The 25301-nt window shown below is 33.8% G+C and carries 24 protein-coding genes; 12 read left to right on the top strand and 12 right to left on the bottom strand.

Annotation, left to right across the window (positions count from 1 at the left end; genetic code table 11):
- Nucleotides 1-29: 29 nt before the first annotated feature.
- The 6 genes from B2741_RS12660 to B2741_RS12635 all read left to right on the top strand — a co-directional run bounded on the left by B2741_RS12660 (nt 30) and on the right by B2741_RS12635 (nt 6270).
- Nucleotides 30-992 carry a hypothetical protein gene (locus B2741_RS12660; RefSeq protein ID WP_291139552.1) on the top strand — a complete coding sequence of 321 codons (963 nt, stop codon included), beginning with the start codon at nt 30-32 and terminating at the stop codon, nt 990-992.
- A 186-nt stretch (nt 993-1178) separates the two neighbouring features.
- On the top strand, nt 1179-1856 hold the full coding sequence (gene rsmI / locus B2741_RS12655) for a 16S rRNA (cytidine(1402)-2'-O)-methyltransferase (protein ID WP_291139549.1): 678 nt from the start codon (nt 1179-1181) through the stop codon (nt 1854-1856).
- 6 nt (nt 1857-1862) lie between these two features.
- A complete protein-coding gene (locus tag B2741_RS12650) occupies nt 1863-2729 on the top strand; it encodes a DUF4886 domain-containing protein (RefSeq protein ID WP_291139546.1) in 867 nt (288 codons plus the stop codon).
- Nucleotides 2730-2759: 30 nt separating this feature from the next.
- Nucleotides 2760-3185: an OsmC family protein gene (locus B2741_RS12645; RefSeq protein ID WP_291139543.1), complete on the top strand. Its 426-nt coding sequence runs from the start codon at nt 2760-2762 to the stop codon at nt 3183-3185.
- A gap of 117 nt (nt 3186-3302) precedes the next feature.
- Nucleotides 3303-5003 carry a single-stranded-DNA-specific exonuclease RecJ gene (recJ, locus tag B2741_RS12640; RefSeq protein WP_291139540.1) on the top strand — a complete coding sequence of 567 codons (1701 nt, stop codon included), beginning with the start codon at nt 3303-3305 and terminating at the stop codon, nt 5001-5003.
- Nucleotides 4996-6270, top strand: a complete 1275-nt coding sequence (locus B2741_RS12635) for an MFS transporter (RefSeq protein WP_291139537.1) — start codon at nt 4996-4998, stop codon at nt 6268-6270. The genes recJ and B2741_RS12635 overlap by 8 nt, the downstream gene beginning before the upstream one ends.
- Here the strand turns inward: B2741_RS12635 and B2741_RS12630 are convergent.
- The 8 genes from B2741_RS12630 to B2741_RS12595 all read right to left on the bottom strand — a co-directional run bounded on the left by B2741_RS12630 (nt 6267) and on the right by B2741_RS12595 (nt 17275).
- Nucleotides 6267-7007 carry a UDP-2,3-diacylglucosamine diphosphatase gene (locus B2741_RS12630; RefSeq protein WP_291139534.1) on the bottom strand — a complete coding sequence of 247 codons (741 nt, stop codon included), beginning with the start codon at nt 7005-7007 and terminating at the stop codon, nt 6267-6269. The two genes, B2741_RS12635 and B2741_RS12630, sit on opposite strands and share 4 nt — an antisense overlap.
- Before the next feature lie 9 nt (nt 7008-7016).
- Nucleotides 7017-7469, bottom strand: coding sequence for a 6-pyruvoyl trahydropterin synthase family protein (locus B2741_RS12625; RefSeq protein ID WP_291139531.1), 453 nt, complete (start codon nt 7467-7469; stop codon nt 7017-7019).
- A gap of 10 nt (nt 7470-7479) precedes the next feature.
- Nucleotides 7480-7653: a hypothetical protein gene (locus B2741_RS12620; RefSeq protein ID WP_291139528.1), complete on the bottom strand. Its 174-nt coding sequence runs from the start codon at nt 7651-7653 to the stop codon at nt 7480-7482.
- Nucleotides 7650-8399 carry an enoyl-CoA hydratase/isomerase family protein gene (locus B2741_RS12615; protein ID WP_291139525.1) on the bottom strand — a complete coding sequence of 250 codons (750 nt, stop codon included), beginning with the start codon at nt 8397-8399 and terminating at the stop codon, nt 7650-7652. Before B2741_RS12615 ends, B2741_RS12620 begins: the two co-directional genes overlap by 4 nt.
- 6 nt (nt 8400-8405) lie before the next feature.
- Nucleotides 8406-11855, bottom strand: coding sequence for a T9SS type B sorting domain-containing protein (locus B2741_RS12610; protein ID WP_291139522.1), 3450 nt, complete (start codon nt 11853-11855; stop codon nt 8406-8408).
- A gap of 62 nt (nt 11856-11917) precedes the next feature.
- Nucleotides 11918-15322, bottom strand: a complete 3405-nt coding sequence (locus tag B2741_RS12605) for a hypothetical protein (RefSeq protein ID WP_291139520.1) — start codon at nt 15320-15322, stop codon at nt 11918-11920.
- 129 nt (nt 15323-15451) lie between these two features.
- The gene (locus tag B2741_RS12600) at nt 15452-16705 is read right to left on the bottom strand and encodes an aspartate kinase (RefSeq protein ID WP_291139517.1); all 1254 of its coding nucleotides are present in this window, start codon (nt 16703-16705) and stop codon (nt 15452-15454) included.
- Nucleotides 16706-16774: 69 nt separating this feature from the next.
- The gene (locus B2741_RS12595; RefSeq protein WP_291139514.1) at nt 16775-17275 is read right to left on the bottom strand and encodes a GNAT family N-acetyltransferase; all 501 of its coding nucleotides are present in this window, start codon (nt 17273-17275) and stop codon (nt 16775-16777) included.
- 114 nt (nt 17276-17389) lie between these two features.
- On the opposite strand from B2741_RS12595, the gene fbp reads away from it, so the two are divergent.
- On the top strand, nt 17390-18397 hold the full coding sequence (fbp, locus tag B2741_RS12590; protein ID WP_262319154.1) for a class 1 fructose-bisphosphatase: 1008 nt from the start codon (nt 17390-17392) through the stop codon (nt 18395-18397).
- A 74-nt stretch (nt 18398-18471) separates the two neighbouring features.
- On the opposite strand, the gene B2741_RS12585 is transcribed toward fbp, so the two are convergent.
- Complete coding sequence (locus B2741_RS12585) at nt 18472-18903, bottom strand: TerB family tellurite resistance protein (protein WP_291139510.1); 432 nt, start codon at nt 18901-18903, stop codon at nt 18472-18474.
- A gap of 138 nt (nt 18904-19041) precedes the next feature.
- Between B2741_RS12585 and B2741_RS12580 the strand changes: the two genes are divergently transcribed.
- Genes B2741_RS12580 through B2741_RS12570 form a run of 3 tightly spaced genes read left to right on the top strand, consistent with a single transcriptional unit; the run spans nt 19042 to nt 21633 of the window.
- Nucleotides 19042-19635, top strand: coding sequence for a HupE/UreJ family protein (locus tag B2741_RS12580; RefSeq protein WP_291139507.1), 594 nt, complete (start codon nt 19042-19044; stop codon nt 19633-19635).
- Nucleotides 19635-20063 carry a deoxycytidylate deaminase gene (locus B2741_RS12575; RefSeq protein WP_133610124.1) on the top strand — a complete coding sequence of 143 codons (429 nt, stop codon included), beginning with the start codon at nt 19635-19637 and terminating at the stop codon, nt 20061-20063. The genes B2741_RS12580 and B2741_RS12575 overlap by 1 nt, the downstream gene beginning before the upstream one ends.
- Before the next feature lies 1 nt (nt 20064).
- Nucleotides 20065-21633, top strand: coding sequence for a S41 family peptidase (locus B2741_RS12570; RefSeq protein ID WP_291139504.1), 1569 nt, complete (start codon nt 20065-20067; stop codon nt 21631-21633).
- A gap of 2 nt (nt 21634-21635) precedes the next feature.
- Here B2741_RS12570 and B2741_RS12565 read toward each other — a convergent pair whose 3' ends face one another.
- The 3 genes from B2741_RS12565 to B2741_RS12555 are packed head-to-tail and all read right to left on the bottom strand — an operon-like array spanning nt 21636 to nt 23035.
- The gene (locus B2741_RS12565; RefSeq protein WP_291139501.1) at nt 21636-22244 is read right to left on the bottom strand and encodes an FAD-dependent oxidoreductase; all 609 of its coding nucleotides are present in this window, start codon (nt 22242-22244) and stop codon (nt 21636-21638) included.
- Entirely contained in the window at nt 22244-22441 is a 198-nt protein-coding gene (locus B2741_RS12560) for a hypothetical protein (protein ID WP_133610133.1), read from the bottom strand. The genes B2741_RS12565 and B2741_RS12560 overlap by 1 nt, the downstream gene beginning before the upstream one ends.
- Nucleotides 22442-22453: 12 nt before the next feature.
- Nucleotides 22454-23035: a MarC family protein gene (locus tag B2741_RS12555; RefSeq protein ID WP_291139497.1), complete on the bottom strand. Its 582-nt coding sequence runs from the start codon at nt 23033-23035 to the stop codon at nt 22454-22456.
- Between the two features lie 417 nt (nt 23036-23452).
- On the opposite strand from B2741_RS12555, the gene B2741_RS12550 reads away from it, so the two are divergent.
- The gene (locus tag B2741_RS12550) at nt 23453-24019 is read left to right on the top strand and encodes a DUF3109 family protein (protein ID WP_291139494.1); all 567 of its coding nucleotides are present in this window, start codon (nt 23453-23455) and stop codon (nt 24017-24019) included.
- 267 nt (nt 24020-24286) lie between these two features.
- The gene (locus tag B2741_RS12545) at nt 24287-25264 is read left to right on the top strand and encodes a ribonucleotide-diphosphate reductase subunit beta (protein ID WP_291139491.1); all 978 of its coding nucleotides are present in this window, start codon (nt 24287-24289) and stop codon (nt 25262-25264) included.
- The last annotated feature ends 37 nt before the right edge of the window (nt 25265-25301 follow it).

Here is a 25301-nt window from a genome sequence, read left to right as displayed (position 1 = left end):
CGATATAGTAAACGCTACAGCCTAAAGTTATGAAGAAAAGAATATCCGCTGAATTAATCAGTATTGCGCACCGAATTTTAAAGTTAAAAAACCATTCAGAAACGGTTCAATTACAGCAAGAAGCTAAAAATTTGTACGATCAATTGACCATTTTGCGTTTTTATGAAGAGAATTTCGAATTGGTAAAAAACGAAATTTCTGAAGAAGGTTTAGCTGAAAAATTAGAAGGAAAACCAACAGAAGTTTTCAATGCACCAATTCAGGATAAAGTTGTTGAAACTGTAGCGGAAGTTCCAGTAGAAGTGACTCCAGAAGTAGAAGAAACTATTGCAGAGACAATTACGGAAGAAAAAGTCGTAATCGCAGAATTAATTGTGGAAGATGATGAAGAAGAGGAAGAAGTTTTGATGACTTCAATGGAAGAAGAGCCAATTGAGGAAGAAATAATCGAAGAAGAACCAGTTGCTGATTCCGAAGTTTCGGAACCAAAAGCAGAAGAACCAGCGAAACAAATTTCGTTTGAAGACTTATTAGTACACGATTACAAAGAATTAGATTTTGTAAAAGTAGAAGATGTTCCTGTTGAGGTGAAAAAAGTATCAGAAACTATTTTTGAAGACATAATTCCAGTTGAAGAAGTTAAGGAAGAAATCCAACCAGAACCTGTTGCCGAAACTCCAAAAGTATTAGAAGAAGAAGTAAAAGCAACTTTCGAAAAAGTAAGTCAAGAGCCAAAAATAAGCTCATTAAATGACAGATTAAACAAGACGATTTCTTTTGGTTTGAACGATAGAATCGGATTTGAGAAGAAATTATTTGGCGGAAGTTCGGATGATTTCAACCGCGTAATTTCGCAATTGAATACGTTTGATAGTTTTGAAGAAGCAAAATCTTTTGTTTTGGATTTCGTAAAACCTGATTATAACAATTGGGAAGGCAACGAAGAATTTGAAGCGCGTTTTATGGAAATTATCGAGAAAAAGTTTAGTTAATAACACAGAGATTCATCGAGTTTTTTTGAAGTAGATTCTTTTTAGAGAGATACACAGAGCGTTTTAGTTCGTACAATCTTTTATGAACTTTTCATTTTCTGCAACTCACTTCAAACAACTTATATGACTTATATGTTTTTAAAATTTGTGCTAATTCATGAAATCTGTGTTTATAAATAGTTTTAAATGAGTAAATTATATATTGTTCCAACGCCAATTGGCAATTTAGAAGACATGACTTTTCGTGCCATTAGAGTACTGAAAGAAGTCGATTTAATTTTAGCAGAAGATACACGTACCAGCGGAAAATTGTTAAAACACTTCGAAATTGCTACGCACATGCACAGCCACCACATGCACAACGAACACAAAACCGTTGAAAATTTGGTGAAGCGATTACAAGCAGGCGTAACCATTGCGTTAATTAGCGATGCAGGAACTCCAGCGATTTCCGATCCAGGATTTTTGCTTACACGCGCTTGTGTGGAAAATGGAATTGATGTGGAATGTTTACCAGGAGCAACTGCTTTTGTACCGGCTTTGGTGAATAGCGGTCTGCCCAATGATAAATTCGTATTCGAAGGATTTTTACCTGATAAAAAAGGAAGACAAACCCGATTTTTAGCTTTACAAGAGGAATATCGCACGATGATTTTCTATGTATCGCCACACAAATTAAATAAAACCTTAGCTGAATTTGTACAATATTTCGGCGCCGACAGACCTGTTTCTGTTTCTCGAGAATTATCCAAATTACACGAAGAAACCGTAAGAGGAACCGCAGAAGAAGTGTTAAAGCACTTTGAAGTAAAGCCGGCTAAAGGTGAGATTGTTGTGGTTGTGGGAGGGAAGAGTTTGAAGTAAGTTAATATGAAAGAAATTTTAGCAATACTATTTATTATTTTTTATAGTTGTAAATCAAAACCTGTCGAACAGGTTGAGAAAGTAAATATATTGTTTATTGGAAATAGCTTGACTTACTATCATGATATGCCAAAAATGGTACAACAAATGTTGAATGAGAAATCAACACATTATTTAATTGAACAAGCAGCTTATCCTGGAATGACATTAAATAGTCATCTTAATAATATAATTTACAGAAGAGATGGGGATAATATTTACACGATTCGTAAAAAAGATTTTGAGATAACTGAAACTGAAAAAATAATTTCTTCTCGAAGTTGGGATTTGATTATCATTCAAGAAGCACCAGATATGTTATTTTCTAAGGAGTTGGTTGATGAACTAGTTCAGTCAGATATAGTAGAAATAAAGGTGCTAAATCGTAATAAGAATTGTAAGTATATATTTTTTAATACATGGATTCCAAAAGTTCAACATTATCCAATAAAGAGTATTTGTTTGCCTAAATCTGATTTTGATTATGTAAAGTTTCCAATTAATAATTTAAATTCGGATGAAAAGTTTTGTTCGGAAGAAGTTTTAAATGAAAAAGAACATCTCAGAATTTTGAATGAAGCATTAAATCAGATAAATTTAAAACAAAAGATGATAATTTCTAATCATCCAAATATTCATTTTAATATTTGTAATAATTATCCTGAGATTCAATTATATGATGATGAATTTCATCCTTCAAAAATAGGTTCTTTTTTAAATGCTTGTGTTTTTTATAAAATGATTACGAATAAAAATCCAACGAGATTACATTTTAATGCTAGTTTAGATGAAAAAACAGCATCACTGTTAAAGAGAATCGCAAATAGTAATTAATTAAATTAGTTTGTTCTTAGCAAAAAAACAATGGAAACACACAACGTAACCACCACCTGGAAAGGTAACATGCAATTTGAGTCCACTAATCCAAGTGGAGATATTGTTTCAATTGATGCTGGTCCTGAAAATGGAGGCGAAGGAAAAGGCTTGCGTCCAAAAGCGTTGATGTTATCAGCTTTAGCGGGTTGCACAGGTTTAGACGTAGCTTCTTTAATCGAAAAAATGAAGTTAGAAGTAGCTGATTTCAAAATTGAAACTTCAGGTGAATTAACCGAAGAACATCCAAAAACCTATCACACAGTAAAAGTCGATTACCATTTTTACGGAGACAATTTAGACGAGAAAAAGCTAGAAAAAGCCGTGAATTTATCCGTAGAAAAATATTGTGGTGTGATGGAAATGTTTCGTCAATTTGCAAAAGTTGAGGTGAAAATATTTTATCATAAGTTGTAGTGAGATTTCTCCTTACGTGGAAATGACAACTGAAAAAACAAAAAATATTTATACCTTTGTCATTCAATTATATAAGCCAAAATAAATAATTCATAATTTTTAATTCGTAATTAAACTATGCGTTGGAATCCAAAATCTAAGCCAAATTCAGAAAAAGTACAAGCCATTCAGAGCATCCTTCAAGTCGATGAAATCATCGCAAAATTATTAGTTCAGCGAGGTGTTGAAACCTTCGAACAAGCCAAAACCTTTTTTCGTCCCACTTTAGCCGATTTACACAATCCGTATCTCATGAAAGATATGGACAAAGCGGTGGCGCGAATTGAAAAAGCGATTGCTAACAACGAAAATATCTTAATTTTCGGTGATTACGATGTCGATGGAACAACCGCTGTTTCCTTAGTTTCGAGTTATTTACGAAGTTTTTATCCGAATGTTGCGACCTATATTCCCGATAGATATGCAGAAGGTTACGGCATTTCTTACATGGGAATTGATTATGCCGAAGACAACGATATTTCCTTAATTATTGCGTTGGATTGTGGTATCAAATCGATTGAGCATGTCAATTATGCCAAAGCAAAAAACATCGATTTTATCATTTGCGACCACCATCGACCAGGCGATATTTTGCCCGATGCGGTTGCAGTTTTAGATCCAAAACGCGAAGATTGCTCGTATCCATATGATGAATTATGTGGTTGCGGTGTTGGGTTTAAATTGATACAGGCTTTAGCCGAAAATAGAAACCAAACTATTGATGATTTAGTACTGTATTTAGATTTGGTAGCGACAGCCATTGCTGCTGATATCGTTCCGATTACGGGTGAAAATCGGGTTTTAGCAAAATTTGGATTGGAAGTGATTAATTCCAATCCGCGACCAGGAATAAAAGCTTTGATTCAAAATGTAAAGAAGAAAGTCTTGACAATTACTGATGTCGTTTTTATTGTGGCACCAAGAATCAATGCAGCTGGAAGAATCAAACACGGAAACGAAGCGGTTGCTTTATTAACCGAATACGATTTAGATCAAGCGGAACAATTTGCCTCCGAAATCGAGCAACATAATTCCGATAGAAAAGAATTAGACAAACAAATTACCAAAGAAGCTTTACTCCAAATTGAAGAAAATAACGAACAAAACCGATTTTCAACGGTTGTATATCAAGAAAATTGGCACAAAGGGGTTATCGGAATTGTGGCTTCTCGATTGGTTGAAAATTATTATCGCCCAACCATTGTTTTTACAAAAAGTGGAGAGAAATTAGCAGCTTCAGCCCGTTCTGTGAAAGATTTTGACGTCTATAATGCGTTGGAAGCTTGTGCGGAACATCTGGAGCAATTCGGTGGTCACATGTATGCTGCTGGAATGACGCTTTTGGAAGAAAATTATGAAAACTTCAAAAATGCCTTCGAAAAAATCGTGCAAGAAACCATTCATCCCGATTTGTTGACTCCAGAGATTTCTTATGATGCCGAAATCGAATTATCTGAAATTAATCCGAAGTTGATGCGTTTATTGAAGCAATTTGAACCTTTCGGACCTGAAAATATGACACCATTATTTTTAGCGAAAAATCTAACGGATTCTGGTTATGCGAAAAATTTAGGTACTGATAACGAACATTTGAAAGCATTTGTAAAGCAAGGTAATTCGGAAAGTTTTGGAGCTATTGGTTTTGGATTGGGAAATAAATTAGATGTAGTTTCTCATAAAAATAAATTTGATGCTATTTTTTCATTGGAAGAAAATGAATGGAAAGATACTGTAACTTTGCAACTGCAATTACGCGATATCAATTCTTCAAATGGCTAAAAAAGATCCTTACGCAGCACTTCGTTTCAAAGAATTTCGTTTTTTTTTAGGAATGCGATTTGCAATGGTATTTGCTTGGTCAATGCAATTTGTAATTATAGAATGGGAAGTATATAGTTTAACTAAAAACCCACTTTCGTTAGGAATTATTGGTTTAATGGAAATTATTCCAGCGGTTTCTATGGCTTTATTTGCGGGTCATATTGTAGATCAAAACGAAAAGAAAAGTCTTTTGATAAAATGTCTTGTTGGTTTTTCGGTAATTAGTTTAGGGTTATTTTTAGTTACAATTCCAAGTGTTGTTTCTGCGCTTTCAAAATCAACCATTTTGTGGATTATTTATGCCCTAGTTTTCCTTGGCGGAATTGTTCGTGCGTTTATTGGACCAACTGTTTTTTCATTGTTATCATTAATTGTTCCTAAGAAAAATTATCCAAACGCTGCAACTTGGAGCAGTTCTACTTGGCAAATGGGCGCAATGTTTGGGCCTGCATTAGCTGGAATTTCTATTGGAATAATTGGTGTGCATTGGTCGATGTGTTTGGTATTTGCCTGTACATTATTTGCGTTGCTTTGGTTGACCCAAATTTCGAAAAAGCCAATTTTGAATCCAAAAATAGGGGAACCAATTTTTCAAAGTTTAAAAGAAGGTGTGAAATTCGTATTTACCAATAAGACCATTTTAGGTGCCATTTCATTGGATATGTTTGCTGTTTTATTTGGTGGAGCAGTAGCTTTGTTGCCCATTTTTGCGCAAGATATTTTAAAAGTAGGTTCAGAAGGCTTTGGTGTTTTGCGGGCAGCTCCAGCCGTCGGTTCAATCTTAACGATGTTGATTGCGGCTTATTTTTCGCTGAATAAAAATGCAGGAGTGAAGCTGTTATCCGCCATTTTCATATTTGGAGTATGTATTATTGTGTTTGGATTATCCGAAATATTTTGGATTTCGGTATTGGCTTTGTTTTTAAGTGGCGTTGCTGATGGTGTATCGGTTGTCATTAGAAATACGATCTTACAATTACACACGCCTGATAATATGCGCGGTAGAGTTTCTTCTGTGAATTCAATTTTTGTAGGTTCTTCAAATGAATTAGGTGCTTTTGAAAGTGGTGTAACAGCTAAATTATTTGGAGTTGTTCGGGCTGTGGTTTTTGGTGGTTGTATGACTATTGGAACCGTCATTGTAACCGCTTTGATTTCGCCTTCTTTTAGAAAATTAGATTTAGAAAAAGAAGTTGAAGCATTGGAGAAAAATACGGAAAATTAATTTTTGAATTCTTTCAATTCCATTTTTTCGCCATCAAAAACGCCATAGGTAAAATAGCCAATCCAATCGCCTAAGTTTACGTATTTCGAATTTTCAGTCAAATCAATTTCCAATGGTAAATGACGGTGACCAAAAACAAAAAAGTCATAGTGTTTGCTTTCTATTTTTCTTTTGCAATATTGAACTAACCATTCGTTTTCTTCACCTAAGTATTTTACATCTTCTGCGCCTGAAATCAGTTTGTTTTTAACAGATAGATATTGGGCTAATTTCACACCAATATCAGGGTGTAACCAACGAAACAACCATTTTGAAAACGGATTGGTAAAGACTTTTTTCATTCGTTTGTAACCCATGTCGCCAGGGCCTTTTCCATCCCCATGACCAATTAAAAACGTTTTATTGTTAAAAGTAAATTCTTGATTATCATGATAAACGGGAATATTTAGCTCTTTTTGGAAATAATCATTCATCCATAAATCATGATTTCCTACAAAAAAATAGATTGGAATACCTGAATCTTTAATTTCAGCCAATTTCCCTAAAACTCTTACAAAGCCTTTTGGAACAACGGTTTTGTATTCGAACCAAAAGTCGAACAAATCACCTAATAAAAAGATTGCATCGGCATCTTGCTTAACAATATCAAGCCATTGAATAAATTTTTGTTCTCTAGGAAAACTTAATTCGGGAGTTGGAGCCCCAAAGTGTTGATCGGATGCGAAATAGATTTTCATAGATTTTCCTTATTCATTATCAGAAGCAAACCATTCAGCAAAAGAAGTTTCAGTTTCTTGTAATCTAAGGGAATGCAGTTTTATATTGTTAGGTAAAAGATTTTTAATTTTATTAGAAAAATCAATTACCATATTTTCACTTGTGGGTTGGTAATCAACTAAAATCACATCATGGCCTCTTGATTTTAATTCGTGTGCTAATTCAACATGAGGGGTGTTTTTATTAAAAACAGTAGCATGGTCAAAGACGTCTACAATTTGTTCCTTCACGATTTTTTTTAAATCACCAAAGTCAATCACCATTCCATATTTTACATTTGAAGTGTCTTTTATGGGTTTTCCAATTACAGTAACGGATAGTTTATAGCTATGCCCATGTACATTTTTACACTTTCCATCATAACCATAAAGGGCATGGCCTGTTTCAAAGCTAAACTGTTTGGTAATTCTTATGTTTGACATCTTACTTAATTTAAATTTTTTCTTTCTTTTTTGCTCTGTAATAAAGTGCGTAGGCAATTCCAATTAATACAATAAAAGGTACGAATGAACCAATTAGTACTCCAATTTGATATTGACTATCTGGAGCGTTTTTTAATTTTTGCTCAACATTAACTTGTTGAAGGAAAATGATTAAACTTCTCATTTTTTAAATTTTTCTAATGCGTTTTTAGTAAAATCTGATAATACTAGCCTTCCGGAAATTGCAGCTCTTTCATAAAGTAAACTTTCCCAATGACTTGTTCCTTCCCAAAGCACTTTCTTCATTTCTAATAAGGCATCAGGATTGTAAGATGAAAGTTCTTTAGTATATTCTTCAAGTCTTATGTCTAAATCTTCAATGGTTTCGAATACTTCAGAAAATAATCCTTTTTCAAATGCCCATTTTGAACTTTTCCAAGCGGTTGGGTTAAGAGTCATTTCTGACATGGCCATTTTCCCAATTTTTCTTGAAACAGCTGGTTCTATTACAAAAGGTCCAATTCCAATAGCAATTTCAGAAAGTTTGACTTCACTTTTTATCGTTGCAAATGAATAATCACAGGCAGAAGCTAATCCAACTCCACCTCCAACGGCTTTACCATGAATTCTTCCAATGATTAATTTAGGACATTTTCTCATAGCATTGATTACATTAGCAAATCCAGAAAAGAAGCGACTCCCTTCTTCATAATTGCTTACAGAAAGTAATTCGTCAAATGAGGCTCCTGCACAAAAGGCACCTGTTCCTGCACTTTTTAAAACAATTATAGAAACGGAATCATTTTTACTTAAAGCATTAATTTCATTAGTTAATTGTTGTAATAATGTACTCGGAAATGAATTGCTTGATGGATGAAAAAATAGTAAAGTAGCAATATTTCCATTAATTATGGTTTCTATAGTTCCCATTTGCAATTATCTTTTTAAACTAAAATGCGATTTGAATTCTTTTCTTATGTTGTCCTCGTCATATTCAACTTTAAACCAGTAGTCAGTAGAAGGCAATAATTCTCCGTTGAATGTTCCGTCCCAACCTAAGCTGTCTGGACTCATTTGTTTCATCAATTTACCATAACGATCATAAATTGAAATTAAGCCATGATAATCTTCTGGTAAATTAATATTCCATCTGTCATTATAACCATCTCCGTTTGGAGTAAAATAGTTAGGATAAGTAATGGTTTGAATCGTGTTAGTTAATAGTAAGCCACAACCTTGAATATCTCTTACATAAATGGTGTAAGATCCATTTGGTAAATTACTAAAAACAGGACTTGGTTGCCAATCCAGAGCATTTAAGCTATATTCATAAATACCAAATCCTCCAATTGCTAATGCTTGAATTGTAGCTAAACCAGTGGAAAAAGCTGGCGTTAATAGTTCGGCAGTAACACTTGCTGGTTCAGAAGAAAAAGTAGCTTCAACAGAATCTGTAAAACTACATGTGGTGTCTAAATTAGTTACGGTTACTTCGTAAGTTCCAGGCGTGGTAATGTTGTAAGTTGGTATGTTTCCACTTGGGTTAGCTGGAGTCCAAGCGTAACTATAATTTCCAGGTGTAATTGGTGTTGCATTTATAGTTTGAGAGCCAATTCCAGTTACTGGATCAATACAAATAACAAAATCATCACCTAAATTAGTATCGGGTAATGGGTTAACAATTAATTCTAAAAATGGACCTAATCCAGCACATTCGAATAAATTACTTTCAATTCGAACCCAAATAAGTTGATTGCTAGCAACTGTATTTCTAAAATTTGTAATATCAATTATTGCATTTTGCTCCGTTTCGGCATCATTTTGATTTAAATAATAAGTAAAAGTATACGATTGACCTGCAGGAAATTGGTTTGTTAAAGCAGGTTCAATTTCGGTTAAATTAAAATATCCTATTCCATCTCCATCAGGATCTGTTGCACTTAAATAATCGTCGCAAACATCATCAATTGTATATCTATAGGTTTGAGGAACTGTTGTAGCTGAAACAACTAAATTAACTCTTGAAGTTCTAAAACAACCATTTGAATTTGTTATTCTTGCCCAAACCGTACTTCCGTTAGCTGCATTGAACGCAATTTCATTAGCAACGATGTCGTTGTTATTATTAGCTCCCGCTAAACTATTGTGGTATGAAAAGGTTAAATTGCTATCTGTAGAAATTAAAACATTAGCTTGTGTTAAATTGAATGTTGTGTTTGCGTCTGTATCGGTATCACACTGTTTTAAAGTAACAATAGCATTTATAATAGGTTTGGGATTAACAACTAGATTAAATGTAGCAGTAAAGTAACATCCGTTAGTTGTATTTGTTAATCTTACATAAATAATTCTATTCGTTGCATATGTCGAAGTTATGCTGTTACTTCCGGCTATTGCTTCTGTTAAATCGGCATGATAAGTAATATTGTATCCAGGGATAAGAGTTGTAATTTCAGTATTTTTTTGAGTTAAATCAAAAGTAACAAATCCATTTGTGTCATCCCCGTCAAGGTTGTTATCACACAAGCTAAAATCAGAAATCACTGGTGCGGTTGGAATTGGATTATTTGTTATTGTAACACTTGCAGAAACCTCTGGACATGCACCACTTTGAGGTATTGTGTATGTATAAACACCTGATGAATCTAAAGCTGGATTAAAAACGCTCGTTCCAGAAGAAAGAGCAGAAGACCAAGTTCCTCCAGTGGTTGTGGTAGTGCCTAATAGAGTAAATAAGTCAAATGAATTAGCGTTTACGCATGTTGAATAATTTAAACTTGTTCCCGCATTTGGCGCTTGTTGAATGGTAACATTAACTTTTACAGGAATTGTTGTAGGTGATGAGTTGCAGTCTTTTGTAAATTGATAAATATACTCACCCGGAATATTGATTGTTGGGTCAAAAACATCATTATTTAATGGCGCACCACCGGTTGGAACGGTCCAAGTACCATTTTCGCCAGGGTTACCTGTTATAGATTCAAAAAGATTAACAGTTTCATTAGAGCAAACTGCAACATCTGTATCTTCTGGGTTGCTTCCAAAACCTGAATAATATCCTGCAAAACCAGCCACATTGTTGAAATATCCAAAAACCCCAACAGCTAAAGGTCCAGTTGATTCAATATTAACATTTCCACTAACCCCAGATATTCTGTATGTTACCCAATCAGTGTTTCCTTGTACAGTTTGTGCTTCTGTATTTGAAATAGTTGCGCCATTTATAGTAATTGTTGCCGAAGCGTAAGTTAAGACCATTAAGTCGGCATTATAAGAAGTTGATCCAATCACATTCACGTCAGGAATGTTTACCGAATTTTGAAAGAAACAACTCAAGGGTGGAATAAAATTTAATCCTGCTGTGGCTGTATCATTTCCGCCACCTAGTAATTGATAAGCGTATACGTTTTTTGAAGTTCTAACATAAATATTTCTATTTGTTGTGCCTTGGTAAAAGGAATTATCAACTAAATAATAATCACCAGCATTTATAGTAGCATTTGGAGTTGCAGAACCATTGACAAATATTTCGGTATTATCCTCATTAGCTACAATTAAGGGTAATTCCATAGAAGCAAGCCCGTTTCCTTCAATAAATATATATTCATTTCCTATTTGCGAGGACGAAACAATTTGATCAAGAGCAAAATCAGCTCTACTTGATTCAATTCCACCTAAAGCATTACCGCTATTAACTGCTACAGGTTTGTCAGAACTTATTAAAGCTCCAATAGCACCATCTAAATTTTCAAAAGTATCGCTATAACCTGTAAAAATAATACTTTGTCCGGCATTTAATAAGAAACTTTGAGAAGCGGCATTTATAAAACCCGTACTTGTGGTAAAAATAACATTTGGGTCATAATCAGACAAAGTTATGTTGGTATTGTCTTCTGTTGCCATCACACTTGTAACAAATGATTTTCGTGGATCAAAGCTTTCGTTTATGATGTGTCCTAATCTAAAACTTGTTCCTATTCCTGGTCTTCCTTTTGAAACTAACATTTCGGCGTGGTTTTGCGACCTAACTCTAAAACTTACATAAAAATCCTTGGGTCCTTCCAAAATAATTCCGCTATCACTTAAAACAATGTTTACATTTTCTTGTCCAACAAACATTTTTGTGTTTTGTCCAAATCCAATATCTATTGTTAAGGGAGTAGTAGCTGAAATAGTATATGGGCTTGCTCCAAAAGGGTTTCCAGCGCCATCTGTAACTGTAACTTGAAAAGGAGTTGTTTCCTGAGTGGACAAGTATAAATAGTGGTCAGCCACAGAAGAAGCATCTCTACAATGCAAAGGCGGTAACCAGTGTTTACTACTTAACTGACTAAAACCAAAGTTTATAAATAAAATAAAAAATAATTTTATTAGAAGATTCTTCATTGTAAAAAATTGAAATAAGCTTGTAAAATTAAGTAGAAATGTAGAATTAATCTAAATATTAACTAAAAAAACGCTCTTAATTGGATGTTTCCTGTGTGAATCGTTTTACTGGTTTCGCTATTTCTACCTTGATAATTAATATTAATATCTAAATATTGGGTCAAATTTTTCTGTAAAAGCAGTCTCCATGTTTGATTTTTGCCAGGCTGTAAACCTTCTAACATTTGAAAGCCTACTGCTGATAAGGCGTTTCCTTCATATGTATTCTTGTACATTGAAAACTCGCCATTCATGCTAAATCCTTTTTCGCTGTTGAAGGTAAACGATGTTCCTAAACGTGTTTGTTTTAACGTTTCAAAAGCGCCAATTTGATTTTCTTTTTGTTGAAATTCATAAAAAATATCCCAACTCGCGTTTTTGGAAAACAAATAGCCAATTTTCGGTTCTAATTGATAACTTTCAATCTCAAAATTTCGATTTGGATAATTCTCAGAAGTAGATTCAGTTTTAGTAGTGCTTCCTGAAAAATTAAACAACCAACTTTTCTTTACCAAATGCTGATATTGCAATTGATGTGATTGATTTTTAGCCGAAATACTCCCTACAGAAAGTAAATTTTGACTTTCATTAATTAAGAAAGAATAAGTGGTGGAATGATATTGTTTTCCGCGATTAAAAAACAAACTATTTCTAAAATTCGTATTCAAACCAATCAACTCATCATCATTTTTTGAAAACGGATTCAAATCGAAATTAGAACCATCTCTTCTAATTTTACGTTCTATTAAAAACGAAGTTTGATTGTAAAAGTGCGAAGCAAATTTCTTAAAACCACTTTCATTTTGCCATTGGTTAAAATTAAAATTCAACGCCTGTGAGAATTTATTTTGATGCGTTCGTACAAAAACCTGATTTGGTAAAAACACTCGAACATAAATTGCTAAATCAGAATACGGAGCAATTTCAAATTCTTGCAATTCCTGAATTCCATTACCATTATAATCGTTCCACATGTAAACACCTTGTCCAGGTTCTACTTGTAAATAGGTAAATTCTTGTTGTGCTATCGTTCCCGAACTGGTTTCATAGGCGGTTGTAGTTTGAATCAATTGTCCAAAAAATCTATCGGAATACAAAATTCGTGAATTCAACGATGGTTCGTCTTTTAAGTTTGAATCTTCATATTTCAAAGTACGATAATTCAAAAACACGCTCAAATTGCTTTTTTCGGTTTTAATTAATTGAGATTTTAAGTAATACGAATTCGAATGATTTACACGTTCAATTCGGTTGTTTTGCAAACTATCATTTTGGCGTTGTAAAAATCCCAATTCCACAAAAACCTTTGTTGAATCACCTCTTCCTACAAAAGCGCCATATTCTAAAAAACGTTGGCTTAACGCCGAAAATGTATTGGTTGCTTTCAGTTTTTCCGAATTGTCTTCTAAATTCACTGTGGCACCAACCCAATTTTTACCCAATTTATACGACGATCGATTTTCGCTTCGAGAAAAAGACGAATTTGAAAGTTCGGAATCGCTTTTCATTATGCTTGAATTACTCCAAATCATCCAATTTTTGGTAGCATATCTTCCTGAAAAAGTATGTTTATTTCCCGAAAAAGCATCGCCAAAAGCTAAATTTTCAAACTGATATATCGCTTTTCCTTTGTTATTGAAATTAAAATCCAATCCCGAAGTCAAAAAACTTTGATTACCTAATAAAGTCGAAGTAATATTCCAATCTCTGTTAAATTCAATATTGTACAAACGTTCAATCGTTTTGAAATTTTCTTGCACCAACTGATAATTCGCAAACGCATCAATCTTAGTTTTTCCATCAAAAAGGCGTTGTTTTCCGTTGAATTTCCCAGCAAAACCTTTATTGTTATTGTCGTCTAAATTCGAATATAAATTTTGGTCGCTGTTACTTAATGCTACTTCAAAATCTAAAAGTGTTTTCTCACTCGGATTGTATTTTCCTAAAATCGTTGCCATTTGAATTTTTGTAGGCGCAATCAAACGGACAATTGGTTCATAATTTCCTTGCGGAATTCCTCCGATTGGCGTTACATATTCATAAATTTTTCCAATGGCTTGATTGTTGACCAAAACATAATTTCCTTGAAAATTTCCTACCAAAGAAAATCGCACATTGTACAATTCGTCTGTTGGATTATTCGAATATTCAAACACTTCATCAGCTCCAATAATCACTTTTTTGTACAAAATTTTATTTTCGGAATAAGAATCCAAATACGCTGAAGGACTATTCATTTGCGAAATATCATCACCAGCGTTTTGTAAAATATCAATTTGTTCCGAAGATAAATTTTGTTGCAACGGCTGATTTTTTACATCACTTTCTGAATAGACATAACCACCAATTTGCCAATTTTCTCGCTCGTGCGAAATTCCGCCATATGTTATAAATCGGGTAAAATTTCTATCGGTGTATTGATATTCTACATTGATTCGCATTTCGGAAGTAATCGGAAATAAAGAAGTAAAAATGATTTCTCCAGCATTGTAATCGATGATATAATCGTTGTTTTCTCCACGCGTTTTCAAAATTCCGTTCACATAAACCCGTTCCGAACCAGAAATTACTAAAACGTATAATTCGTTATTATTTCCACGCAATTTATACGGTCCTTGATTTCCTTCTTGACCAACAAAACTACTTCGCGCATATTGTCCACGTACCAAAGCGCCAGAAGCAACTACTTCGGTTTTTTTATCAGGTGTTCCAAAGGTAAAACGAGTAGATAATCCTTGTACTTTTTTATTGAAATTAAGGAAAGCTGATTTTCTGTTTTCCAAAAATAAATCACCCGCACGAATGTTCCATTTATCCGAAAATAATTCGATGAAAATTTGATCAAACTCATCCAATTTTTGCGAATAACCACCTTCCTGCAACGGAATATTGCTGTCTTGAATGGAAGCACGCAAACTGACTTTATCCGAAATTTTTCCTGTGATTTGCAAATCTAAATTCGAATTCACCACCGTGTTTTGATTGTTTCCAACGGTTACGCCACGTGTAATACTTCCCGAAGTATTCAATCCGTCGAAAGGCTTGAATTTGGTGTTTTTGTCTTTTTTGAAAACGACTAATTTTCCAGCTTCGTTTGAAACCACTTTATCGTCATCATAAATAGAATACGTTTTGGTTAAAAACTCTGGAAATTTAGAATAGCGAACTACTAAAGAATCAGAAGTATTGATTTCTTTGGTGAAAACCAAAGTTCCTTTTTGGAAATTTACTTTGTAAAAGCTCGTATCAATGATTTTTCCGTTTTTGTCTTTAATTTCGAAAAAGGAATTGTTTAAACTGAATTTTTCTATTGAAATCGTGTCTTTAGAAAACGCAATTTTTTTAGTCGGATAGGATTGTAATGTCTCTTGAGCAAAACCGCTCAAAAAACACAACAGAAATCCCGCTAAAAAAACAATTTTTTGCATAAATACTATAACTCCGAATCTTCAAAAGTAGTATTTATTGTTGGAAAAAAGGAATGATTTTGTTTGAACCGCTGATTCGCTGATTTTTTTAAATAATAATCTGCGAATCAGCGGTAATTTATTTTAAAACTACTCCTTAGTAATCACCTGCATCGTTTCTCTCGAAATCTGACGCAACAATATTGTTTTGTTTGTTTCTACTACTTTTGAAGCATTTTCATCAAAATGTCTGATGGTGTAAAGTGATACATTTTCGTTATAGGAAACTTTGAATTTCTTTGCTAATACTTTTCGTAACTCTTCAAAGTTGTTGTACTTGTCTTCGATACAAACTGAAAAACTAATTGCCGTGTTTTGAATTAAATTCACTTTTACTTTGAATTTCGCAAACAAAGCAAAGATTTCACTAATGTGATTTTCCATAATGAAATCGAAATCAATAGACGATAACGATAACAATAATTGGTTTTTCTTCACAATAAAACAAGGCGTGTGTGGTTCTAAATCAGCTCCTTTTGAAACACTAGTTCCTGGTAATGTTGGATTGATAAACGATTTTACAAACAACGGAATTTCCTTTTTCTGTAAAGGTTGTAACGTTTTTGGATGAATTACCGAAGCTCCATAAAAAGCTAACTCAATAGCTTCTCTGTATGAAATTTGGTTCAACAAAACCGCATTTTCAAAATATCTTGGATCGGCATTTAAAACTCCAGGAACGTCTTTCCAAATGGTAACGCTTTCGGCACCTAAACAATACGCAAAAATCGCAGCCGTGTAATCCGAACCTTCACGACCTAAAGTAGTCGTAAAATTATTCTCATCCGAACCTAAAAATCCTTGTGTGATATTTAGGGTTTTCTTTTTAACACCTTTTGAAATTAACTTTTGAGTGGTTTCCCAATCTACTTGCGCATCGCGGTAATTGTTGTCGGTTTTAATTAATGGGCGAACATCAATCCAATTGTTTTTTAAGCCACTATAATTGAAATAATGACTTACAATCGTAGTGGAAACTAATTCTCCAATACTCACCACTTGATCGTAAACAAAACTATAATTTGGCGATTTGTTACTGCGAATAAAATATTCTAAATCATCAAAATGAGCGTTTACATCAAAAAACACATCGTGATCTTCGTCTTCAAATAAGTCTAATAAAATTTGGTTGTGGTACTTTCGAACTTCTTGAAGCGATGCGTGTAATTCCTTCGATTTATCAAAGTAATTTTTGATTACCACTTCTAATGCATTTGTGGTTTTTCCCATAGCGGAAATTACCAATAAAACATCTTCGTGTCCTACTGTGTTTAAAACATGTAATACGTTTTTTACGCCTTCGGCATCTTTAACCGATGCGCCTCCAAATTTGAATATTTTCATGAGTTCAATTAGTCAATATGGCAATTAGCCAATGTGTCAATTAGTATTTACTTCAAAAATCTTAAATCGTTAATCTTCAATCAAAAATCGTTCTATTCCTTTGTCGTCCATGTGTACCACACGCCAATCGCCTAAAACTTTAGCGCCTGATTTTTCATAGAAATCAATAGCTGGTGTGTTCCAGTCTAAAACATTCCATTCGATTCTGCGGACATTTTCTGCTTTTCCTTGTTTGATGATTTCTTTGTAAAGCGCAAAGCCAGCACCTGTTCCGCGTTTGTTTTCTTTTACAATTAAATCTTCTAAATGGATGGTTTTTCCTTTCCAAGTCGAATAACGATAATAGTATAAAGCCATTCCGATAATTTGCTTCGCCTGTTCGCTTTGGCTCGGGTCGCCATCAACTTCGGCAACAAAACACTGAAAAAGCGGATTTTCTGAAAAACCATCGCGAATTAAATCAGCAACAGTAACGACAACAGCATCAGGTTCTTTTTCAAAAGTAGCTAATTCTTGAATCAATTCTAAAACGGATGGCATGTCGTTTTTTGTGGCTTTTCTGATAATCATTTTTCGTAATTTTTTACAAAAGTAAAATTAACTTAAACATCTTTTCAAATTAATTCTCTGATTTCACAAATTTACCGATATTTGTGCCTTAAACACAACTACATCGTTTTCGAAATGGAAGAAAGAAATAGAACGTTAGGCGAATTCATTATTGAACATCAAAATTCGTTTCAGTACTCAACAGGAGAATTATCTCGTATTATTAACTCAATTCGTTTGGCAGCCAAAGTAGTAAACTATAAGGTAAACAAAGCCGGATTAGTGGATATTGTTGGTGCTGCCGGAGAACAAAACATTCAAGGAGAAGACCAACAAAAATTAGACGTTTACGCCAATGAAGTTTTTATTCAAACTTTAATTAATCGTGAAATTGTATGCGGAATTGGTTCGGAAGAAAATGATGATTTCATCACTGTGGCTGGTTCGGATAATTCACACAATAACAAATATGTCGTTTTGATGGATCCGTTAGATGGTTCTTCTAATATTGATGTAAATGTTTCAGTGGGAACGATTTTTTCAGTTTTCAGAAGAATTACACCGGTTGGAACTCCAGTAACTATTGAAGATTTCTTACAGCCAGGCGTAAATCAAGTAGCGGCAGGTTATGTAATTTATGGAACTTCAACTATGTTGGTGTACACAACAGGCGATGGCGTAAACGGATTTACATTAAATCCAGCAATCGGAACATTCTATTTGTCGCACCCAAATATGAAATATTCGGAGGACGGAAAAATTTATTCGATTAACGAAGGAAATTACGTTCATTTTCCACAAGGAGTGAAAGATTACATTAAATATTGCCAGTTAGAAGAAGGCGACAGACCTTATACATCAAGATATATAGGAAGTTTAGTTTCCGATTTCCATAGAAACATGATTAAAGGCGGAATTTACTTATATCCAACTACTTCAAAAACACCAAATGGTAAATTACGTTTGTTGTACGAATGTAATCCAATGGCTTTTATTGCTGAACAAGCAGGAGGAAAAGCTTCGGATGGTTTTGGTAGAATTATGGAAATTCAACCAACCGAATTACACCAACGCGTTCCGTTCTTCTGCGGAAGCAAAAACATGGTAGAAAAAGCAGAGGAATTTATGGCGAAAGCGAAGTAGATTCTTAGTATAACAAAATAAAAAAAGCACAAACTCATTAGAATTTGTGCTTTTATATTTTAAAACAGTTTGAATTATCTATTCATGTGTTGCATTTCGTAAGTGAACGTGTCTAAATCCACATTCATATCTACTAATTTTAAAGCTTTATCTACGATATAACCTACGTTTCCTGCTGTAAAGCCTAAAGCTAAAGCAAAACGTGTTAATAAATCTTGTTGTTTTTCTCCTAAAACATCATCAGCATATACCATTCTTGCTAAATCATATAAACGCTCTAAACGGTGCGCATGCATTAACGGTGGATTAACTGGGTATTTTAATGGATTTTCTAAAATTTCCTCATATTCTGCTTGAGAAATTTCTAATTTAATAGCTAATTTATCTAAGAATTTTTTTTCTTCAGGAGTAATAGTTCCATCAGATAACGCCACTCTTACAATGGCTGAAAAATGACCTTTGTTTCTATTTCTAAAACCGCTATCGAATAAATCTGAAATTGACATGTTGATTGTTTTAATTTTATGCAAAATTACACAAAAAATCTATTTTTTTGAAACAATTTCACAAGGTTTTGTGATATAGAATTTGTTTTGATTTAAAAATAAATCGTAAGTTTGAAAATCCCCAAATAAATTGTAGTTATGTCAGAATTTTGGATGTATTTTAATATTGGTCTTAAACATGTGTTAGATATTAATGCATACGACCACGTTTTATTTTTAATGGCTTTGGTAATTCCGTATGCCTTTAAAGATTGGAAAAACGTTTTTGTTTTAGTGTCGCTTTTTACAATTGGACACACCTTAGCTTTGCTATTGTCGGTTTATGGAGTGGTTCAAATTAAAGCCAGTTTGGTTGAATTTTTAATTCCAATTACCATTTTAATAACCGCTATTTTTCATCTCTTTACCGCTGGAAAATCCTCTAAAAATGAAAGTATCACTTTTGTGGCTATCGTTACTTTGTTTTTCGGAATCATTCACGGACTTGGGTTTTCTAATTACTTCAAAACGATTTTGCCAGGAAATGCTTCTGATAAATTGCTGCCGTTGTTAGAATTCGCATTAGGAATTGAAGCGGCACAAATTATTGTAGTGTTAGTAGTTTTAATTATTTCGTATGTGGTGCAAACTTTTTTCCGTTTTTCAAAAAGAGATTGGGCTTTAGTTATGTCAGCATTTATAATTGGCGTAGTTTTGCCAATGATTATTGAAAGCGAAATTTGGAACCGATAATGAAGAAAGAAAAAAAGGAAAAATACGATAAAGCTTATTTGCGAATTGCCAAAGAATGGGGTAATTTGTCTTATTGCCAACGAAAAAAAGTAGGAGCAATTATTGTTAAAAATAAAATGATTATTTCAGATGGTTACAACGGAACACCATCGGGATTTGAAAATTGTTGCGAAGACGAAGATAATCTAACGAAATGGTATGTGCTTCATGCAGAGGCTAATGCGATTTTAAAAGTAGCGCGTTCTACACAATCTTGCGAAGATGCAACTTTATATATTACGCTTTCACCTTGCAAAGATTGTAGCAAACTAATTCATCAATCAGGCATCAAAAGAGTAGTGTATCATCAAGAATATAAAGATACTTCAGGTGTAGATTTCTTAAGAAAAGCAGGTGTTGAGGTTGAATTAATTGAAGATTTGAGCTAAAATGAAAATGAATAAGGTATATTTTCCAATAGTAATCGCAGTAGCTGTTGCGGTGGGTTTGTTATTGGGAAGTAAACTCAATCCTTCTACCGAAAATGCTTTTTTAAGCAAGAATGCCAATAAAAACAAACTCAATAAACTTATCGATTTCATCGAAAAAGAATATGTTGACAGTTTAAATACTGATTCTATCGTGGATTTAACAGTTAACGGAATTCTTGAGAAATTGGACCCACATTCGGTTTATATTCCTAAAAGTGAATTGGAAGCCGTAGAGCAAAGCATGCGTGGTGATTTCGTTGGAATTGGTGTAAATTTCTACATGTATAACGATTCGGTAGCTATCATAAAACCTATTCCAAATGGACCTTCTGAAAAAGCAGGTTTAAAGGCAGGCGACAGAATTCTTTTCGCCGATAAATTGCAGTTGTATAACAAAAAATTAGAAACCGATACATTGTTTTCCATCTTAAAAGGCGAGCAAGGGTCTAATGTAAAATTAACCGTTTATCGAAAATCCGAAAAGAAAAAATTTGCAGTTAACGTTACCCGCGACATTATTCCAATTAAGAGTGTTGATGTAGCTCAAATGGTGGATAAAACTACAGGTTACATCAAAATAAATCGCTTTGCAGAAAAAACCTATGACGAATTTTTATCGGGTTTAACCCAATTGAAAAACGAGGGAGCCAGTCATATTATTATTGATGTTAGAGATAATGGAGGTGGTTATTTAGATTCGGCAGTAAAAATCGCTGATGAATTCCTAAAAAACAAAGAACTAATCGTTAAAACTAAAAACAAAAAAGATAAAATCGAAAGTACTTTAGCTACTGAAAAAGGTGTTTTTGAAACGGGAAAAGTTAGTGTTTTAATCAATGAAAACAGTGCTTCGGCCAGTGAAATTTTAGCAGGAGCCATTCAAGATAATGATAGAGGATTGGTTTTTGGAAGACGTTCTTTCGGAAAAGGATTGGTACAACGCGAAATGCCATTAGGCGATGGATCGGCTGTGCGATTAACTGTGGCAAGATATTACACACCATCTGGTCGTTCGATTCAAAAACCTTATGAAGACAAAGGCGAAAACTACTTTAACGAATTTGAAAAGCGTTTTGAAAGTGGCGAATTATACGAAAAAGATAAAACCAAAATCGCCGATAGTTTAAAATTCAAAACCAAGAAAGGCCGATTAGTTTATGGCGGTGGCGGAATTATGCCAGATATTTTTGTGCCGTTAGAAGATTCGCACGGAGCTGAAGGTTTAACGATGTTGATGCAATCAGGACTAGTGAATTATTTTGTTTTTGAACAATTAGATCAAAACAGAAATAAGTTTAAAAAAATTACCACCGAAGGTTTAGAAAAAGAAATCAGAACTGGAAATTATTTCAATAACTTCAAAGAATATATGGCAAAAGGCGGATTGCTTTTTAACTTAGACAATCAAAAAGAAAAAGTGCTATTCTATCTTCACGCCGAGTTTGTTCGTCAACTTTTTAATGAAAAAGCATATTACCAATTGATTTTGAAAAAAGACGATATGGTAAATAAGGTGTTGAGTAAGTAAGATTATTTCGCCAAAGCATCATGCACCTGCACCGGATTTCCGTTATTCCACAACGTTAAAATATCCGTTGCTACTGAAGCGCCACTTCCGGCTGCTATACTTAACTGACTTCTGTGTCCGGCTAAAACTCCAGCTACATAAATACCTTCTGTAACCAAGTGGTCGGTATTTTTTAACTGAATTCTATTTTTTTCGGGAGCGGCTTTTTGATGTGGCATTACAAACGATTCCAAGCCTTCAATCGTAAAAGGATTTCCAGAACCAATCGCAATCACTACAATTTTAGCTTGAAGCGAAGATTTGTTGGTAGTAACTATAAAATTTCCAGCTTCACCTGAAATAGCAAGTACTTTTTCACCATGAATTTGTTCTACGTGAGGATATGAGTTGGTTAAATGATTCAAACTTTCATCCAATAATTCACTTCCTAATTTCCCTGCAGGAATTCCGTAAGCGTTATTAAAAATGGCATTTTGTAACGAAGAGGCTTTTTGGTGCGCCACAATGGCAATCTTTTTATCCATTGCAAACGGTTTGTTTTGAGCTGAGCCCAAAATCAAAGCACACGAAACGCCTGAAACTCCAGCGCCAATGATTAAAACGTCGACCATTATTGTCTTGTTTTCTCTTCAATCATTTTTGAAAAACGCAATAATACCAATAATAAGATAGCGCAAATTCCAGCAACAACACCAATGATGGCAATAGTACTATTTCCTTCAAACGGATTACTATAATCAATTTGAAAAAGGTTAAAAACAATTAAAGCTAAAGCAATGGCAACCGCCACGTAAGTAAATATTTTCATTTCAATAAATTTCTAAATAAATAATCCTTTAACATTTGCGGCGAATAATTTTACAGCAATTGCCAATAAAATAACACCAAAAATTTTACGAATAACGCCTAATCCGTTAACACCTAATAAACGCTCAATTTTCCCTGATGATTTCAACACACCATAGACTACAATTACGTTGATAACAATTGCAATAATAATGTTTATTTTGTCATAAGCAGCACGAAGCGACAAAATAGTTGTCATCGTTCCAGCACCAGCAATTAATGGGAACGCAATGGGAACAATAGAAGCCGTACTCGGGTTGTCTTCTTTGTATAATCGAATGCCTAAAATCATTTCTAAAGCAAGGAAAAACAATACAAACGAACCGGCAACAGCAAATGAATTCGCATCAATACCAATTAATTTCAGAATTTCTTCACCCACAAATAAAAAGGCAATCATAATCACCGCCGCAACTATTGAAGCTTTCTCCGATTGTATGTGACCCATTTTGCTGCGTAAATCCACAATAATAGGAATACTTCCCACAATATCAATCACAGCAAATAAAATCATGCTGATGGTAAAAATGTCTTTCCAATTGATTCCTAATTCCATAAAACGCTGAATGTTTGTGCAAATATAAGGATATTGAATAAAGAACGTTTTTAATTTAACGATACATTATCAATTGCAAGGGCAAAAATCAAGTTCAAGTTCAAGTAATGTTAAGATTTGAATGCAAATCCCGAAGCTTCGGACTCGGTGTATCTCTAATCAACGCAATCAAAATTACAAAAACTCGGTGTATCTCTGCGTAAAAGAGCACAAAGAGCGCCAAGTTTTTTAGCAAACAACCAAAAAAGAACTCTGCGAAACTTTGTACAAAACTTCGAGAGACTTTGTGTTGAAAAAAATCCGTCATTATTCGCGCTTCTTAGAATCTGTTTCATCCGCGTGCCAATATCAAGCTCAATTTTAAATCCAAAAATCTAAATTCAAAATCGTATCTTTGCACTTTAAAATAAACCCAATATGTTTCAGTTAAATAAAACCATCGTTTCCGAAGAAATCTTAGAAAAAGAATTCGTTTGCAATTTGTCAGCTTGTAAAGGTGCTTGTTGTGTGGATGGCGATGCGGGTGCTCCTTTAGATGAGGAAGAAACCAAAATTTTAGCTGAAATTTTTCCAAAAGTAAAACCCTTTCTTCGTCCAGAAGGAATTAAAGCCATTGAAGAACAAGGAACGCACGTGGTTTCCGATTTTGGTGAATTAGAAACACCACTTATCGATGGAAAAGACTGCGCCTACGTAATTTTTGACGGAAAAACGGCACTTTGTGGAATCGAGCAAGCCTACAATCAAGGGATTGTAGAGTGGAAAAAACCAGTTTCTTGTCATTTATATCCTATTCGAATTAAAGAATATTCGGATTTTGCGGCAGTGAATTATCATAAATGGCATATTTGTGATGACGCGTGTTCGTTAGGGCAAGAATTAGGAGTTCCAGTGTATCAATTTGTCAAAGAAGCACTAGTTAGAAAATTCGGACAACAATGGTTTGACGAATTAGACAAAGTAGCAAAAGAGTTGAAAAAATAATCTATTTTTTATGGTTCAAAAATCGTTGTGAGAGGTTGATTTATCAATCGCTTACAAGGTTTTAACAGTTGTTTTATTTGTTTTTAACTTATTGATTTACAGTACTTTAAAAACCTATATTAATTTACTGACAATTTTCAACTTTGTTAAAAACTTACTCCAATTGTGAATAAGTTTGACTTTCATTTCTCGTTTCAAATGACAAACTTTGTAATCCCCAAATAAGTCAATTTAACCAATCATTAACATTTTTAAAATCAAATAGCTATGTCTATAGTGGAACCTATTTTGCAAGAAAATAAAGATCGATTTGTAATCTTTCCTATCAAACATCAAGATATATGGGAATGGTACAAAAAACAAGAAGCGTGTATTTGGACAGCAGAAGAAATAGATTTGCATACCGATTTAAATGATTGGAACAATAAATTAAACGATGATGAAAAATATTTCATCAAACATATTTTAGCATTCTTTGCTGCGTCTGACGGAATTGTAAACGAAAATTTAGCGGAAAATTTTGTTAACGAAGTGCAATATCCAGAAGCGAAATTCTTCTACGGTTTCCAAATTATGATGGAAAACATTCACAGCGAAACCTATTCGTTGTTGATTGATACGTATGTAAAAGACGAAGCTGAAAAAAACCAATTGTTTCATGCCATTGAAGTATTTCCAGCGATTAAAGAAAAAGCAGATTGGGCGTTAAAATGGATTGAATCGGATTCATTTGCGGAAAGATTAATTGCTTTCGCAGCTGTGGAAGGAATTTTCTTCTCAGGTTCGTTCTGTTCAATTTATTGGTTGAAAAAACGTGGATTAATGCCAGGATTAACCTTCTCAAACGAATTAATTTCTCGTGATGAAGGAATGCATTGTGATTTTGCGGTTCATTTACATACGAATCACATCGTAAACAAAGTACCAAAAGAAAGAATCACAGAAATTATTGTTGATGCATTACGCATTGAAAGAAAATTCATTACCGAGTCGCTTCCAGTGAGTTTGATTGGAATGAACGCTACTTTAATGACTCAATACTTAGAATTCGTAACGGATAGATTGTTAGTAGAGTTAGGATGTGATAGAGTTTATAATTCTTCGAATCCATTTGATTTTATGGACATGATTTCGTTACAAGGAAAAACGAATTTCTTTGAAAAACGTGTAGCGGAATATCAAAAAGCAGGAGTAATGAACTCCGATTCAGAATCAAGTAAAATTAGTTTTGACGCTGATTTTTAATCGGTGTACTAAAAGCAAATATATTTCCGTTAGAATT

Source organism: Flavobacterium sp. UBA7663 (assembly GCF_002483315.1).
Taxonomy (GTDB): Bacteria; Bacteroidota; Bacteroidia; order Flavobacteriales; family Flavobacteriaceae; genus Flavobacterium.
The sequence above is the reverse complement of the archived record's forward strand: the minus strand, read 5'-3'. Positions and strand labels throughout refer to the sequence as shown.